Below are 14,378 nucleotides of genomic sequence, written 5' to 3'. Positions count from 1 at the left end.
ACGCGAAGTCGCCACCGCGAGTGGCGGAATGTCGACGGCAGTCCTCACCCGTCCTGTACCACCTTGCTGTCTTCACGCATGATCCGTACGACTCGCCCCTTCTCGCTACTCTCCGGGAGCATTTCTCCCACGCGAAAGGCATTCCCGAACGGTGCGCGCGGGGCTCGACTTTCTAATTCGGGACTGGGCCTGAAATAGTGCCCACCGATGTTCAGCATCCCTAGACTCCCTGCGACGGGGGTAACTCGGGGGACAACAAGTGGGGCGCGGAGTGCCGGAACTCGTACTGGAATTGAATGGAAGGACCTGGACGCTCGATCCGTCCAGGTCGTACACCCTCGGACGTGATCCGCAGGGTGATCTGGTGATCGACGACGCCAGGGTGTCGTGGCGGCACGCCACCGTCAGCTGGGGCGGCCGCAGTTGGGTCATCGAGGACCACGGCAGCACCAACGGCACGTACGTGCGGGGCCAGCGGATCCACCAGATGGAGATCGGCGCCGGAACCGCCGTGCACCTGGGCAACGCGACCGACGGCCCGCGGCTCACCCTCACCGGCGCGGGCGCGTCCGCGGGGCAGGCCGCCATGGCCCAGCAGGCACCGCAGCAGCAGGCGGCGCCTCAGCAGGCACCCCAGCAGCAGGGCGCTCCGGCCTGGACCCCTCAGCCGCAGGACCCGCACCAGCAGCAGCCCCAACAGCCCCAGCAGGCATGGCAGCAGCCGCCCCACCAGGCGCAGGTGCCGCACCAGCAGGGCAGCCCGGCCGGCGGCGGCGCGGGGGCTCCGCCGGTGTACGGCGACCGCAGCCCGACGACGTTCCACCAGGTGTCCATGGGCCGCGTGATGCGGATCGGCCGTGCCCTGGAGAACGAACTGGTGGTCTCCGACCTCCAGGTCTCGCGCCTGCACGCCGAGTTCACCGCGACGCCCGACGGCCGCTTCCAGATCCGCGACCTCGGCAGCCACAACGGCACGTACGTCAACGGTCAGCCGATCCCCAAGTCCGGCACCGTACTGCTCGGCCCCACCGACATCGTCGGCGTCGGCCACTCGACGTTCCGCCTGGTCGGGGACCGGCTGGAGGAGTTCGTCGACACCGGCGAGGTCTCCTTCTCCGCCCGCCACCTCACGGTGACGGTCGACGGCGGCAAGCAGATCCTCAAGGACGTCTCCTTCGGCGTCCCCGAGAAGTCGCTCATCGCCGTCATCGGCCCCTCCGGATCCGGCAAGTCCACCCTGCTCAAGGCGCTCACCGGCTACCGGCCCGCCAACCAGGGCGACGTCCTCTACGACAACCGGAACCTCTACAAGCAGTTCGCCGAGCTGCGTCAGCGCATCGGTCTGGTCCCGCAGGACGACATCCTGCACAAGGAACTGACCGTGAAGAAGGCCCTCAAGTACGCCGCCAAGCTCCGCTTCCCCGCGGACACCACGGAGGCCGAGCGCGAGCAGCGCATCAACGAGGTCCTCGGCGAGCTCAAGCTGGACATCCACAAGGAGAAGAAGGTCACCTCCCTCTCCGGTGGCCAGCGCAAGCGCGTCTCCGTGGCCCTGGAGCTGCTGACCAAGCCGTCGCTGATCTTCCTCGACGAGCCGACCTCCGGCCTCGACCCGGGCATGGACCGCGACGTCATGCAGCTGCTGCGCGGCCTCGCCGACGACGGCCGCACGGTCCTCGTCGTCACCCACTCCGTGGCCGAGCTCGCGATCTGCGACAAGCTCCTCGTCATGGCCCCCGGCGGCAGCGTCGCGTACTTCGGCCCGCCCGAGGAGGCCCTGAACTTCTTCGGCTACAGCACCTGGGCCGACGTGTTCTCCGCGTTCGAGAACTACCGCGACTACGACTGGGCGGGCCGCTGGCGCGGTTCCCAGCACTACCAGATGTACGCCGCCGACATCGACGCCGTCGCCGCGCAGCCCGTGCACATGCCGCCCCCGCAGCAGATGCGCCCGCCCAAGCCGCAGAGCTGGGGCTCGCAGCTGTGGACCCTGATCCGCCGGTACGTGTCGGTCATCGTGTCCGACAAGGGCTTCATCGGCCTCATGCTGATCCTCCCCGCCGTACTGGGCATCGTCAGCACCGTGATCCCGGCGGACAGCGGCCTGGGCTTCGGCCCGGAGAAGAACAGGCTGGTCAACAAGGACGTCGGCACGATCCTGCTGATCCTCGCCGTCGGCGCGTGCTTCTCCGGCGCGGCCAACTCGGTCCGTGAGCTGATCAAGGAACGGGTCATCTACGAGCGCGAGCGCGCCACCGGCCTGTCCCGCTCGGCGTACCTGATGTCCAAGGTCATCGTCCTCGGGTTCATCACCGCCCTCCAGGGCGTGATCATCGCGGCGATCGGCTTCGGCGCCCGCTCGAAGCTGCCGGCCGAGGGCGTCATCTTCGAGGACACCCCGGTCATCGAGATGACGATCGTCATCAGCGCGCTCGGGTTCACCTCGATGATGTTCGGCCTCATCATCTCCGCGCTCGTGAAGACCGCCGAGAAGACGATGCCGCTGCTCGTGATGTTCGCGATCGTCCAGGTCGTCTTCACCGGCGTGCTCTTCCAGCTCCACGACAGCCCGGGCATCGAGCAGGTCGCCTGGCTCATGCCGTCCCGCTGGGCCGTCGCCGCGCTCGGCACCACGGCGCAGCTCAACGTCACCATGCCGTGGGACCCGCTGAACCTCGACGGGCTGTGGGACCACACCGCCGGTCAGTGGATCTTCGACATGAGCGTGCTGCTCGGCATCGGCGCCCTCTGCGGCCTGCTCGTCGTGCGCCTGCTGCGGCGCCACGAGCCCGAGGTCATGCGCAAGTAACGGCACCCGGACACGCCGAAGGGCGGCACCCCACGCGGGGTGCCGCCCTTTCGCACGCTCCGAGCCTCAGGCTCAGTAGGCGCTGTTGACGTTGTCCATGGAGCCGTAGCGGTCGGCCGCGTAGTTGCAGGCGGCGACGATGTTGGCGACCGGGTCGTACTGGTCGTGCTTCGTGCCTGCGACGTGGTAGGCGTCGAAGGTCGGCTTGATGACCTGGAGCAGGCCCTTGGACGGGATGCCGTTGATGGCGTTGATGTCCCAGTTGTTGATCGCGCGCGGGTCGCCGGAGGACTCGCGGATGATGTTGCGGTGGATGCCCTCGTAGGACCCGGGGATGTTGTGCTTCTTCATGATGGACATCGCCTCACGGATCCACCCGTCGAGGTTGTTCGCGTAGACCGGCTTGCGCGCGGCGGCGCGGCTCGCGGCCGCTCGCGCGTCGGCGCGCTTCTTCGCCTCGGCCTTGGCCTTGGCTTCGGCCTCGGCCTTCGCCTTGGCGGCGGCCTGGACCTTGGCGTCGGCCTTGGCGCGGGCCTCGGCCACGGCCTTGGCCACCTTGTCGGCGCCGACCTGCTGCTGCGTGATGCTCGTGTGCACTGTCTTGGCCTGGACGCTGCCGGCGGCTGCCGACCACGCGACCGGAGCCGCGGCGGCCACCGACTGCGTGTCGGCCTCGGCCGACGCGTTGTCGGGGACGAGCGAGAACGTGAGGGCGGCGGCGCCGAGGGCGGCGACACCGGCGATCGAGAACTTGTGGTTCTTGTTCAGACGGCTATAGCCAGGGGTGCGAGACGCGGACATGCAGACGTACCTCTTCGAATAGCGGAAGCCGCGGAGTCCGCGACGGCAGCCATTGTTAGCGGCCGCAAAATCCTGTGGCAAAGGTGTGACGTACGATCCCCGGTAGTGGACACGGACCTTCGCACAAGGCCCCGGCGCGGGTCGCTACCCAGCCCAGACGCCCCTTATGTGTCCACTACGCCCCTTCGTAAGTGACGTGAGTCCTATGCGCGGGCTCACATCGGGCCGGTTGCGAACTCACCCTTAGTTGCTCGTGCGATGCTCCGCGTGAGCGGCCCGGCACCCTCCTCGGCATACGTCGCCGAACGCGCGCCGGACGCACCGCCCCGCCGTACCCGAGGCGCGCTACGGCGGCTCCCGCCACCACCGCCATCACCCCGCCCACAACGCGAATACCGACCCCGGGCTCCACCACCGGACCGGTCCACCCCCTGGCCGCCGACCCCAGAGCCCGTACCGCCGCCGTCCCCACCGGCCGCCCCGCCGGCCCGCGCCCGCGTCACCAGCCGCCGGCCCCCCTCACAGCGCCCACAGGGCGCCCACCCCACACCGTCACCGTCGCAGCTGCCGCAGCCGCCAGGCCCGGGCGCTTCGCCGTAGGCGGGGTCAGCAGGCCGGCGGTGCCGGGACGGCACCGCCTCCTCGCCCCCCGCCCACATCAGCCACACCCCACCCCGCACGGACACCGCCGCCCACCCCCGGCGCGGACCCCGCACCACCCCACCCCAATCCAGCCCACCCCACCCCTGCCCCGGCACCGGCACCGGCCCGCACTCCCCGCCCCCAGCCCTACGACCAACGCCCCAAGCACCCCCCACCCCACGCCCGATACGCCCGTCCCGCCCCGCCGGTACGGTGACCACATGAGCGATCCCCACGCTCCCAACTGCGTACGAGCAGGGGAGAGCCCGTCCCCCCGCGCCGGCCTCACGGCCGTGAGTTCCGCGCTGCTCGCGATGAGCCGGCACCTGGAAGTGCGCGACGTACTGAAGACGATCGTCGCCTCCGCCCGCGAGCTGCTCGACGCCGAGTACGCCGCCCTGGGCGTCCCGGACGACCACGGCGGCTTCGCCCAGTTCGTGGTGGACGGCGTCACCGACGCGCAGTGGAAGGCGATCGGGCCACTGCCCCGCCAGCACGGCATCCTCGCCTCGATGCTGCACGGCGCCCACACCGAGCGCCTCGCCGACGTACGCAAGGACCCGCGTTTCGAGGGCTGGCCGTCCGCGCACCCGGACATGTCCGACTTCCTCGGCCTGCCCATCCGCGACGGCGACGAGGTCATCGGCGCGCTGTTCCTCGCGAACAAGCGCTGCCCCAAGCCCGACGGAACCTGCGGCTTCACCGAGGACGACGAGGAACTGCTCGGCATGCTCGCCCAGCACGCCGCGATCGCTCTCACCAACGCCCGCCTGTACGAGCGCAGCCGCGAGCTGACGATCGCGGAGGAGCGCTCCCGGCTGGCGCACGAGCTGCACGACGCCGTGAGCCAGAAGCTCTTCTCCCTGCGCCTGACCGCCCAGGCCGCCGCGGCCCTGGTCGACCGCGACCCGGCCCGAGCCAAGGGCGAACTCCAGCAGGTCGCCTCGCTGGCCGCCGAGGCGGCCGACGAGCTGCGCGCCGCGGTCGTCGAGCTGCGCCCGGCCGCCCTCGACGAGGACGGCCTGATCGCCACCCTGCGCACCCAGATCAACGTCATGGACCGCGCCCACACCGCCCGCGTCACCTTCCACAGCAGCGGTGTACGGGCGCTGCCCGCCGCCCAGGAGGAGGCGCTGCTGCGGGTCGCCCAGGAGGCACTGCACAACGCGCTGCGCCACTCCGGCGCGGAGAACGTCGACGTCGTACTGGAGAAGAGCGGCCACGGCGCCCGGCTGCGCGTCACGGACGACGGCAGCGGCTTCGACCCCAGGACGGTGCGCCGGGCGGGCCGCCACCTCGGACTGGTCTCGATGCGCGACCGCGCGGACGGGGCGGGCGGCAGACTCACCGTGGAATCGGCGCCCGGCAAGGGCACCACGATCGAGATGGAGGTTCCCGGTGGCTGACGCCGTACGACCGCCGAAGGACGGAATCCGCGTACTGCTGGTCGACGACCACCAGGTGGTACGCCGAGGTCTGCGCACCTTCCTGGAGGTGCAGGACGACATCGAGGTCGTCGGCGAGGCGGCGGACGGTGCGGAGGGCGTCGCCCGCGCGGAGGAGCTGCGCCCCGACGTCGTACTGATGGACATCAGGATGCCGGGCACGGACGGCATCGACGCGCTGCGCAAGCTCAGGGAGCTGGCCAACCCGGCGAAGGTGCTGATCGTCACGAGCTTCACCGAGCAGCGCACCGTCGTCCCCGCCCTGCGCGCGGGTGCCTCGGGGTACGTCTACAAGGACGTGGACCCGGACGCCCTGGCCGGCGCCATCCGTTCCGTGCACGCCGGGCACGTCCTCCTCCAGCCGGAGGTCGCGGGCGCGCTGCTCGCGCAGGAGGAGGGGAACGGTGGCACGGGCCGGGGCAGCTCGCTCACCGAACGGGAGCGGGAAGTGCTCACGCTGATCGCCGACGGCCGCTCCAACCGGGAGATCGCCCGGGCACTGGTCCTCTCGGAGAAGACCGTCAAGACGCATGTGTCGAACATCCTGATGAAGCTGGATCTCTCCGACCGGACCCAGGCGGCCCTGTGGGCCGTCCGACATGGGATTACGGGTTAATCGGACGGTCTACGTCCGGTCCGAGATTCATACCGTCGGGTGTATGTCCCCCGAATGGCGCATCCCCCCGGGCCGACGGCCGTTCTTCATGGCGTGCTGCGGCGGCTGGCCGCGGCGACGTCTAGGAGGATCCTGAAGTGAAGAACCTGAAGAAGGCCGCTGCCGTCACCATGGTCGCGGGCGGCCTCGTCGCCGCCGGAGCCGGTGTCGCCTCCGCCACCGACAGCGGTGCGCTGGCGCAGGGCAAGGCCGTCCACTCGCCGGGCGTCGGCTCCGGCAACCTGGTTCAGGCCCCGGTCCACGTCCCGGTGAACGCCGTCGGCAACACCGTCAACGTCATCGGTGCCCTCAACCCGGCCTTCGGGAACCACGGCATCAACCGCTGACCCCAGCGGTGACCACCGGCCCCCAGGCGCCCGCCTGGGGGCCGGTCGCGTACCCGGCACCCGCCCCCGCTCCCGGGCGCCGCGCGCCCCGGCGTAAACCGCCCACACGCCCCCGCACGCAACGCACCCCACGAGGCCCCGCTCAGCACCGGCGCCCCCGCTCAACATGCATCCCCCGCACCTGGCCCACACCGAGCTACCCACTCAGCGCAGGCAGCCCCCGCCCCCGCAACCTGTCCCGCGCCGGCCAGCCCCCGCCCCCGCACCCAGGTCCCGCGCCGGCCAGCCCCCGCACCCAGACCTAGCGCCCCCCGCTCCGAACCCGGCGAGCAGCCTCAGCGGTCGCGCCCCCGCTCCCGCTCCTCCACCCACGCGTTGAACGCCGCCACCTGCGCCCGCCGGGCCACCCGCTCCACCGGCCGCAGCGCCTCCACCCGGGCCGCCATCTCGGACGCGCTCACCGCGCCGCCGTGCCCGTTCGCGTACGCCACCGAGACGAGCAGCCCCACCCGCTGCGCCAGCTCCAGCACACGGACCGCGCGCGGCGGATACCCCGGCGCCAGCACCTCGCCGCCGCCGCCCTCCACCCGCGCCCGGTACGCGTCGATCGCGGCCTCGGCCACCGGACCCGACCCCGCCACGTCGAGCCGCGACAGCACCGCGGTCGCGTCCCGCAGGGCCTCCGCGAGCTCCCGCTCGGCCTCGCCGAGCGAGGGCACATCGGCCGGCGGAGCCTCCCGTACGGGCAGGCAGTGCCACAGCACCTCGACCCGTACGTCCCCCTCCGGCCCGACCTCGTACACCTCCGGCACCAGCCCCAGCGCCGCCCCGGAGCAGACGACCGCCTCCTCCGCCTCCAGCGCCCGCGCGTTGAACTCCGGCGGCCCGCTGAGGCCCAGCGGATGCCCCGGAGCGGGCAGTGCCACCCGGAAACCGGTGGCCCCCAGTGCGCGCAGCCGCCCCAGGGCCAGCGTGAGCCCCACGGGCCCCACCTCCCCGGGCACGCCTTCCACCCGGTGCACCGCGTCCTCCCCGACGACGGAGAGCGCGACGTGATCCGGCGATGCGAGTCCGGCCAGCAGGGCGTTTCCCCATGCGGCCAGTCGTCCTGAGCGAGGTTCCGAGAGCATGGCCCCAGCCTAGGGAATGGACCTAGCAGACGGACCCCGCGACCGGTGGCGTAGGTTTTCCCCTGGAGCTTTGCCTACAGGCATGCCCGACATTCTCGAGACTGCATGGGGAGACAACGCGCTCATGAGCGATGTACTGGAGCTGGTGGACGTATCCGTGGTCCGCGACGGACGCGCTCTGGTGGAAGACGTCTCCTGGTCGGTCAAGGAGGGCGAGCGCTGGGTGATCCTCGGCCCGAACGGCGCCGGGAAGACCACCCTGCTGAACGTCGCCTCCAGCTATCTCTTCCCGACCACCGGCAGCACCCGGATCCTCGGCGAGCAGCTCGGCAGCCCCGGCACCGACGTGTTCGAGCTCCGCCCCCGGATCGGCATGGCCGGCATCGCGCTGGCCGACAAGCTGCCCCGCCGCCAGACCGTCCTCCAGACGGTGCTCACCGCGGCGTACGGCATGACCGCCACCTGGCACGAGGACTACGACGAGGTCGACGAGCAGCGCGCCCGCGCCTTCCTCGACCGCCTCGGCATGACCGCGTACCTCGACCGGAAGTTCGGCACGCTCTCCGAGGGCGAGCGCAAGCGCACCATGATCGCCCGCGCGATGATGACCGACCCCGAGCTGCTGCTCCTCGACGAGCCCGCCGCAGGTCTCGACCTCGGCGGCCGCGAGGACCTGGTCCGCCGCCTCGGCCGCCTCGCCCGCGACCCGTACGCCCCCTCGATGATCATGGTCACGCACCACGTCGAGGAGATCGCCCCGGGCTTCACCCACGTCCTGATGATCCGCCAGGGCAAGGTCCTCGCCGCCGGTCCCGTGGAGACCGAACTGACCTCCCGCAACCTGTCCTTGTGCTTCGGCCTCCCGCTCGTCGTCGAGCGCAGGTCGGACCGCTGGACCGCCCAGGGCCTCCCGCTGGGCTGACCTCCGGAAGCGGTGCTCGCGCCCTGTCGGCGAAGAGCGCCCGCCCCTACCATGACCATGTGGACATCGACGCATGGGTGTGGTGGCTGATCGGCGCTGTCGGGCTGGGAATTCCGCTCGTGGTGACCGCGATGCCGGAGTTGGGAATGCTGTCGGCGGGCGCGGTCGCCGGCGCCCTGACCGCGAGCCTGGGCGGCGGAATCGTCGCCCAGGTACTGGTCTTCGCCGCGGTCTCGGTCGCGCTGATCGCCGTCGTACGCCCGATAGCCGCCCGCCACCGCTCCTCCCGGCCCGAACACCGCACCGGCATCGACGCCCTGAAGGGCCGTCAGGCCGTGGTGCTGGAACGGGTCGACGGCAGCGGCGGGCGGATCAAGCTCGCGGGCGAGGTGTGGTCCGCGCGCTCCCTCGACGCGGACCAGAGCTTCGAACCCGGCCGGCAGGTCGACGTCGTGGAGATCGACGGAGCCACCGCCGTAGTCATGTAACCGGCCAGGTGGGCCGAACACCCCGCACACCGCCGCGCGTTCTGGGAAGATTGATCATCAGATCGTCCGCGCGCGACCGGGCCGGTCTCCCGAGAAGCACAACACGAAGGGCACGGGAAACGCGATGTCATCCGTCATCATCGTCCTGATCATCCTGGTGGTGCTGGTCTTCATCGCCCTGATCAAGACGATCCAGGTCATCCCGCAGGCCAGCGCCGCCATCGTGGAGCGCTTCGGCCGCTACACGCGCACCCTCAACGCCGGCCTGAACATCGTCGTCCCGTTCATCGACTCGATCCGCAACCGGATCGACCTCCGCGAACAGGTCGTGCCCTTCCCGCCCCAGCCGGTGATCACCCAGGACAACCTGGTGGTCAACATCGACACCGTCATCTACTACCAGGTCACCGACGCCCGCGCCGCGACGTACGAAGTCGCCAGCTACATCCAGGCCATCGAGCAGCTCACCGTCACGACGCTGCGCAACATCATCGGCGGCATGGACCTGGAGCGGACCCTGACCTCCCGCGAGGAGATCAACGCGGCGCTGCGCGGCGTCCTCGACGAGGCCACCGGCAAGTGGGGCATCCGCGTCAACCGCGTCGAACTCAAGGCGATCGAACCGCCCACCTCCATCCAGGACTCGATGGAGAAGCAGATGCGCGCCGACCGCGACAAGCGCGCCGCGATCCTCACCGCCGAGGGCATCAGGCAGTCCGCGATCCTCACCGCCGAGGGCGAGAAGCAGTCCGCGATCCTGCGCGCCGAGGGCGAGGCCAAGGCGTCCGCCCTGCGCGCCGAGGGCGAGGCCCAGGCCATCCGTACGGTCTTCGAGTCCATCCACGCCGGCGACCCGGACCAGAAGCTCCTCTCGTACCAGTACCTCCAGATGCTCCCGAAGATCGCCGAGGGCGACGCCAACAAGCTCTGGATCGTGCCCAGCGAGATCGGCGACGCCCTCAAGGGCCTCAGCGGCGCCTTCGGCAACTTCAGCGGTGGCGCGCCGGGCTTCAACACCGGCCAGGAGCGCCGCCAGGAACCCCCGCTCGACTGACCCCTTCGACGGCCGGGGCCCACCCGTCGTGCATGATCGGTGCTCCAAGCAACGATCATGCACGAAGGGCACACCGTGACCATCTGGGAGATGCTCGCCGTCTTCGCCGCGGGCGTGGGCGCGGGGACCATCAACACCATCGTCGGATCCGGAACCCTCATCACCTTCCCGGTCCTGCTCGCCACCGGCCTGCCGCCCGTGACCGCGACCGTCTCGAACGCCCTCGGCCTGATCCCCGGCGCCATCAGCGGCGCCATCGGCTACCGCAAGGAACTCACCGGCCAGCGCCGCCGCATCCTCCGCCTCGGAGCGGCAGCCGCCGCCGGCAGCTTCTGCGGAGCCGCACTGCTCCTCACCCTGCCCCCGACCGCCTTCGAGACGATCGTGCCGGTCCTGGTCGGCCTCGCCCTGGTGCTGGTCGTCCTGCAACCCCGCATCACCCGGGCGGTCAAGCGCCGCCGCGAGCGCCACGGCTCCGAAGGCGACCCCGACGGCGGCCCGCTCCTCATCGCCGGCCTCCTGCTCGCCAGCGTCTACGGCGGCTACTTCACGGCGGCCCAGGGCATCATCTACGTCGCCCTCATGGGCATGCTGCTCACCGACACCCTGCAACGCGTCAACGCCGCCAAGAACGTCCTCGCGGCCGTCGTCAACACCGTCGCCGCGACCTTCTTCCTCTTCGCCGCCGACTTCGACTGGACGGCGGTCGCCCTCATCGCGGTCGGCTCCACGCTCGGCGGTCAGCTCGGCGCCCGGATCGGCCGCCGCCTGCCGCCCACCGCGCTGCGCGCCCTGATCGTGGCCGTCGGCACGGTGGCGATCGTCCAGCTCCTGCTGCGCTGACGGCATGCGAAGGCCCGCCTCCCCGGGAAGTCAATGACCTCCCGGCGGAAGCGGGCCGGACGCGCCGGACGTGAGCCCTACGCGGACTGCGCCAGCCACTGCGGCAGCGCGGACCGCTCGTCCGCCCCCAGCGCCAGCAGCATCGCGTCGGCGGGCGTCGGTACGAACGGACGGTGCAGCAGCGGCATCCCCGCCTCGTCCGGCGTACGGTCCGCCTTGCGGTGGTTGTCCTCCGCACAGGACGCCACCGTGTTCAGCCAGCTGTCCCCACCGCCCTGCGCTTTCGGCACCACGTGGTCCACGGTGGTGGCACGCCGCCCGCAGTACGCGCACCGGTGCTGGTCCCGTATCAGCACACCGCGCCGCGACCACGGCGCGTGTCTTCGGAAGGGCACCCGGACATACCGGCACAGCCTGATCACCTGCGGCACCGGAAGATCCACGGCGGCCGCACGCATACGCAGTCCGGGGTGGGCCTGCTCGACGACGGCCTTGTCCGTCAGAACGAGCACCACCGCCCGGTTCAACGTCACCGTAGACAGCGGCTCGAAGCTCGCGTTCAGTACCAGCGTGTCCCGCATCCCGCCCACCCTCCCTGCGCCGGCCCACCCCGTGGCGGGCTTGGATCAACTCTGACCGGGCACACCGAGATGGACAACGCAATAAAAAGATGCCCGTCCCTGATCTCTTCCAAGACCAGGGACGGGCAAACGGAAAGTGAACGGTCAACTCGCCGCGGGAGCCTCGTACTCGGCGACCAGCTGCGCCCGCCCGAGCGTGTGGAACCGCAGATTGAAGCCCACGGCGGCGGGGGAGGCGTCGGCGTCCGGACCCAGCCGTTCGGTGTCCACCGCGTACACCGTGAACACGTACCGGTGCCGCTCGCCGGCGGGCGGCGCCGCCCCGCCGAAGTCCTTCGAGCCGTAGTCGTTGCGGACCTGCACCGCGCCGTCCGGCAGCCCCTCGAACTTCCCGCTGCCCGCCCCGGCCGGCAGCTCCGTCACCGTCGCCGGGATGTCGAACACGGTCCAGTGCCAGAAACCACTGCCGGTCGGTGCGTCCGGATCGAAGCACGTCACGGCGAAGCTCTCGGTGCCGGCGGGGAAACCCTCCCACCGCAGGTGCGGAGACGTATTGCCCTCCGCGTACACCTGGGCGTCCTGCAACACCGCTCCGTCGGCGACGTCCTCACTCACCACGGTGAACGAGGGCACCGGCGGGTGGAAGTCATGGGGAAGCGGCGGCCTCTTCGCCTCGGACACGTCTGAACCTCCGATGGGTCTGTCTTCTGCCTACTTCGTGCGACCCGCGTCCCGGGTACGCGGTCCGACCCTAGAGCCAGTTGCGCTGACCGCCGACCTGTGCGAGCCACGCGTTGAGGTAGGCCGCCCAGTCGGTCCCCTGGAAGTCGTTCAGACCGACCTTGAAGGCGCGGTACGAGTCGCTGCTCTCGCTGAAGAGACCCGGCTTCTTGTCCATCTCCAGGACTACGTCCATCTCGCGGTCGTCCGCGACGAAGGTCAGCTCGACCTGGTTCAGCCCGCGGTACTGCTGCGGCGGCTGGAACTCGATCTCCTGGTAGAACGGCAGCCGCTGCCGCGTCCCCCGGATGTGACCGCGCTCCATGTCGGCGCTCCGGAACCGGAAGCCCAGCTGTACGAAGGCGTCCAGAATCGCCTGCTGCGCCGGCAGCGGGTGCACGCTGATCGGGTCCAGGTCGCCGGAGTCAACGGCCCGGGCGATCTCCAGTTCGGTCGTGACGCCGATGTTCATACCGGGCAGCTGCTGACCGGCGATGCTGGTGATCGGCGTCTCCCACGGGATCTCCAGGCCGAACGGCACCACGTGCAGCGCGCCGGCCTTCACCTCGAAGGCGCCGCCGAGCCGCTGCTTCGTGAACTCGATGTCCTGCTTGACCTCCTGGTCACCGCCCTCGACCTCGACCCGCGCCTGCAGACCGACGGACAGCCCCTCGATCTGCTGATCGACCGAGCCGCCCTGGACGCGCACCTCGCCCTGGACCACACCGCCGGGTACGACGTTCGCCTCGGTCAGCACCGTCTCCACCGACGCGCCACCGGCACCCAAGCTCGCAAGCAACTTCTTGAAGCCCATGGCTTCCTCCCCAGATAAATGGTTCTGACCAGTACGAACGCGCAAGGACCACGTCCGGTTCCGCGCCCCCACCCTGGCAAAGGCCGAGCCTCATGGCCACCTACCCGAACGGACGGCTTCCACTACGCTCGGAGGGCATGATCACGGACCCCGACCGTACGCCGCTGCCCAGGACCTTCTTCGACCGCCCCGTACTGGAGGTGGCCCCCGACCTCCTGGGGCGCACCCTCGTACGCCTGACCGGCGAGGGCCCCATCGAACTGCGCATCACCGAGGTCGAGGCCTACGACGGCGCGGGCGACCCGGGCTCGCACGCGTACCGCGGCAGGACGGCGCGCAACGCGTCGATGTTCGGCCCGCCCGGTCACGCTTACGTCTACTTCATCTACGGCATGTGGTTCAGCCTCAACCTGGTGTGCGGACAGGAGCACAAGGCGAGCGGCGTCCTGCTGCGCGGGGGAGAGGTGACTCGCGGCCAGGAGCTGGTGCGCAAACGACGACTCTCGGCCCGGAACGACAACGAACTGGCCAAAGGCCCGGCACGCCTCGCCACAGGGCTGGCCGTCGACCGCACCCTCGACGGAACCGACCTCTGCGCCGGCCCCGACTCTCCTCTTTCCGTACTGCACGGCGTACCGGCCCCCGCCGACCTGGTGCGGAACGGTCCACGCACCGGAGTGGGGGGCGAAGGGGCCGACCACCCCTGGCGGTTCTGGGTCGACGGCGATCCGACCGTCAGCCCCTTTCGGGCCCACACGCCGCGCCGCCGACGAACTTGACTCGGCCCGGGCGGCCCCCTAATGTAGTCCGAGCCGCTTGACACGGGCACTGCCGTCGGGACGGGCTTACGAGCCCACCGAAGCAGCCCCGAAGCGGCCAACCACTCCTACGACTTCCCTGACGGGTTCGAATTCCGGCATGCCCGAATTCTTGCCCACCGGCTCGATTATGAGCCGCAAGGGAAATCCGCTAAAGTGGTGCCCACGCCGAAAGGGAAACGCGAGAGCGAAGAACTGGAAAGCGCCGAGGAAGTCGGACGCGAAAGAGTCTGATAGAGTCGGAAACACGAAATGCCGAACGAAAGCCCGGAGGAAAGCCCGAGAGGGTGAGTACAAAGGAAGCGTCCG

At 70.5% G+C, this 14,378-nt stretch carries 14 protein-coding genes; 9 read left to right on the top strand and 5 right to left on the bottom strand.

Going from position 1 to position 14,378, the window contains the following annotated elements; genetic code table 11:
• The first annotated feature begins 259 nt into the window (after positions 1 to 259).
• Entirely contained in the window at positions 260 to 2,809 is a 2,550-nt protein-coding gene (locus ACWGH0_RS09230; RefSeq protein ID WP_453403529.1) for an FHA domain-containing protein, read from the top strand.
• 72 nt (positions 2,810 to 2,881) lie between these two features.
• On the opposite strand, the gene ACWGH0_RS09225 is transcribed toward ACWGH0_RS09230, so the two are convergent.
• The gene (locus tag ACWGH0_RS09225; RefSeq protein ID WP_453403528.1) at positions 2,882 to 3,610 is read right to left on the bottom strand and encodes a transglycosylase SLT domain-containing protein; all 729 of its coding nucleotides are present in this window, start codon (positions 3,608 to 3,610) and stop codon (positions 2,882 to 2,884) included.
• Between the two features lie 863 nt (positions 3,611 to 4,473).
• Between ACWGH0_RS09225 and ACWGH0_RS09220 the strand changes: the two genes are divergently transcribed.
• The 3 genes from ACWGH0_RS09220 to ACWGH0_RS09210 all read left to right on the top strand — a co-directional run bounded on the left by ACWGH0_RS09220 (position 4,474) and on the right by ACWGH0_RS09210 (position 6,699).
• Positions 4,474 to 5,658, top strand: coding sequence for a GAF domain-containing sensor histidine kinase (locus ACWGH0_RS09220; protein WP_453403527.1), 1,185 nt, complete (start codon positions 4,474 to 4,476; stop codon positions 5,656 to 5,658).
• On the top strand, positions 5,651 to 6,313 hold the full coding sequence (locus ACWGH0_RS09215; protein WP_453403526.1) for a response regulator: 663 nt from the start codon (positions 5,651 to 5,653) through the stop codon (positions 6,311 to 6,313). Before ACWGH0_RS09220 ends, ACWGH0_RS09215 begins: the two co-directional genes overlap by 8 nt.
• A 137-nt stretch (positions 6,314 to 6,450) precedes the next feature.
• Positions 6,451 to 6,699 carry a chaplin gene (locus ACWGH0_RS09210; RefSeq protein ID WP_453403525.1) on the top strand — a complete coding sequence of 83 codons (249 nt, stop codon included), beginning with the start codon at positions 6,451 to 6,453 and terminating at the stop codon, positions 6,697 to 6,699.
• Between the two features lie 335 nt (positions 6,700 to 7,034).
• On the opposite strand, the gene ACWGH0_RS09205 is transcribed toward ACWGH0_RS09210, so the two are convergent.
• On the bottom strand, positions 7,035 to 7,829 hold the full coding sequence (locus ACWGH0_RS09205) for a hypothetical protein (RefSeq protein ID WP_453403524.1): 795 nt from the start codon (positions 7,827 to 7,829) through the stop codon (positions 7,035 to 7,037).
• Between the two features lie 124 nt (positions 7,830 to 7,953).
• Between ACWGH0_RS09205 and ACWGH0_RS09200 the strand changes: the two genes are divergently transcribed.
• The 4 genes from ACWGH0_RS09200 (at position 7,954) to ACWGH0_RS09185 (ending at position 11,136) form a co-directional block, all read left to right on the top strand.
• Positions 7,954 to 8,751, top strand: a complete 798-nt coding sequence (locus ACWGH0_RS09200) for an ABC transporter ATP-binding protein (RefSeq protein ID WP_453403523.1) — start codon at positions 7,954 to 7,956, stop codon at positions 8,749 to 8,751.
• A gap of 59 nt (positions 8,752 to 8,810) precedes the next feature.
• Complete coding sequence (locus ACWGH0_RS09195; RefSeq protein ID WP_453403522.1) at positions 8,811 to 9,239, top strand: NfeD family protein; 429 nt, start codon at positions 8,811 to 8,813, stop codon at positions 9,237 to 9,239.
• Positions 9,240 to 9,363: 124 nt separating this feature from the next.
• Entirely contained in the window at positions 9,364 to 10,293 is a 930-nt protein-coding gene (locus ACWGH0_RS09190; RefSeq protein ID WP_453403521.1) for an SPFH domain-containing protein, read from the top strand.
• Between the two features lie 75 nt (positions 10,294 to 10,368).
• The gene (locus tag ACWGH0_RS09185) at positions 10,369 to 11,136 is read left to right on the top strand and encodes a sulfite exporter TauE/SafE family protein (protein ID WP_453403644.1); all 768 of its coding nucleotides are present in this window, start codon (positions 10,369 to 10,371) and stop codon (positions 11,134 to 11,136) included.
• 77 nt (positions 11,137 to 11,213) lie between these two features.
• On the opposite strand, the gene ACWGH0_RS09180 is transcribed toward ACWGH0_RS09185, so the two are convergent.
• From ACWGH0_RS09180 to ACWGH0_RS09170, 3 genes are all read right to left on the bottom strand, one after another.
• A complete protein-coding gene (locus ACWGH0_RS09180) occupies positions 11,214 to 11,717 on the bottom strand; it encodes an HNH endonuclease (protein ID WP_453403520.1) in 504 nt (167 codons plus the stop codon).
• Positions 11,718 to 11,861: 144 nt separating this feature from the next.
• Positions 11,862 to 12,398 (bottom strand): YbhB/YbcL family Raf kinase inhibitor-like protein, encoded by a 537-nt coding sequence (locus tag ACWGH0_RS09175; RefSeq protein WP_453403519.1) that lies wholly within the window; start codon positions 12,396 to 12,398, stop codon positions 11,862 to 11,864.
• A gap of 70 nt (positions 12,399 to 12,468) precedes the next feature.
• Entirely contained in the window at positions 12,469 to 13,251 is a 783-nt protein-coding gene (locus ACWGH0_RS09170) for a sporulation protein (protein ID WP_453403518.1), read from the bottom strand.
• Positions 13,252 to 13,388: 137 nt separating this feature from the next.
• On the opposite strand from ACWGH0_RS09170, the gene ACWGH0_RS09165 reads away from it, so the two are divergent.
• The gene (locus ACWGH0_RS09165; protein WP_453403517.1) at positions 13,389 to 14,030 is read left to right on the top strand and encodes a DNA-3-methyladenine glycosylase; all 642 of its coding nucleotides are present in this window, start codon (positions 13,389 to 13,391) and stop codon (positions 14,028 to 14,030) included.
• Positions 14,031 to 14,378: the final 348 nt, after the last annotated feature.

Source organism: Streptomyces sp. NPDC054887 (genome assembly GCF_053610585.1).
This window is presented reverse-complemented; position numbering and strand designations above follow the sequence as displayed.

Bases quoted from the DNA above. Each gene is read 5' to 3' on its own strand.
- ACWGH0_RS09200 (WP_453403523.1), top strand. From the start codon at position 7,954: ATGAGCGATGTACTGGAGCTGGTGGACGTATCCGTGGTCCGCGACGGA.
- ACWGH0_RS09180 (WP_453403520.1), bottom strand. From the start codon at position 11,717: ATGCGGGACACGCTGGTACTGAACGCGAGCTTCGAGCCGCTGTCTACG.
- ACWGH0_RS09190 (WP_453403521.1), top strand. From the start codon at position 9,364: ATGTCATCCGTCATCATCGTCCTGATCATCCTGGTGGTGCTGGTCTTC.
- ACWGH0_RS09170 (WP_453403518.1), bottom strand. From the start codon at position 13,251: ATGGGCTTCAAGAAGTTGCTTGCGAGCTTGGGTGCCGGTGGCGCGTCG.
- ACWGH0_RS09165 (WP_453403517.1), top strand. From the start codon at position 13,389: ATGATCACGGACCCCGACCGTACGCCGCTGCCCAGGACCTTCTTCGAC.
- ACWGH0_RS09220 (WP_453403527.1), top strand. From the start codon at position 4,474: ATGAGCGATCCCCACGCTCCCAACTGCGTACGAGCAGGGGAGAGCCCG.
- ACWGH0_RS09225 (WP_453403528.1), bottom strand. From the start codon at position 3,610: ATGTCCGCGTCTCGCACCCCTGGCTATAGCCGTCTGAACAAGAACCAC.
- ACWGH0_RS09205 (WP_453403524.1), bottom strand. From the start codon at position 7,829: ATGCTCTCGGAACCTCGCTCAGGACGACTGGCCGCATGGGGAAACGCC.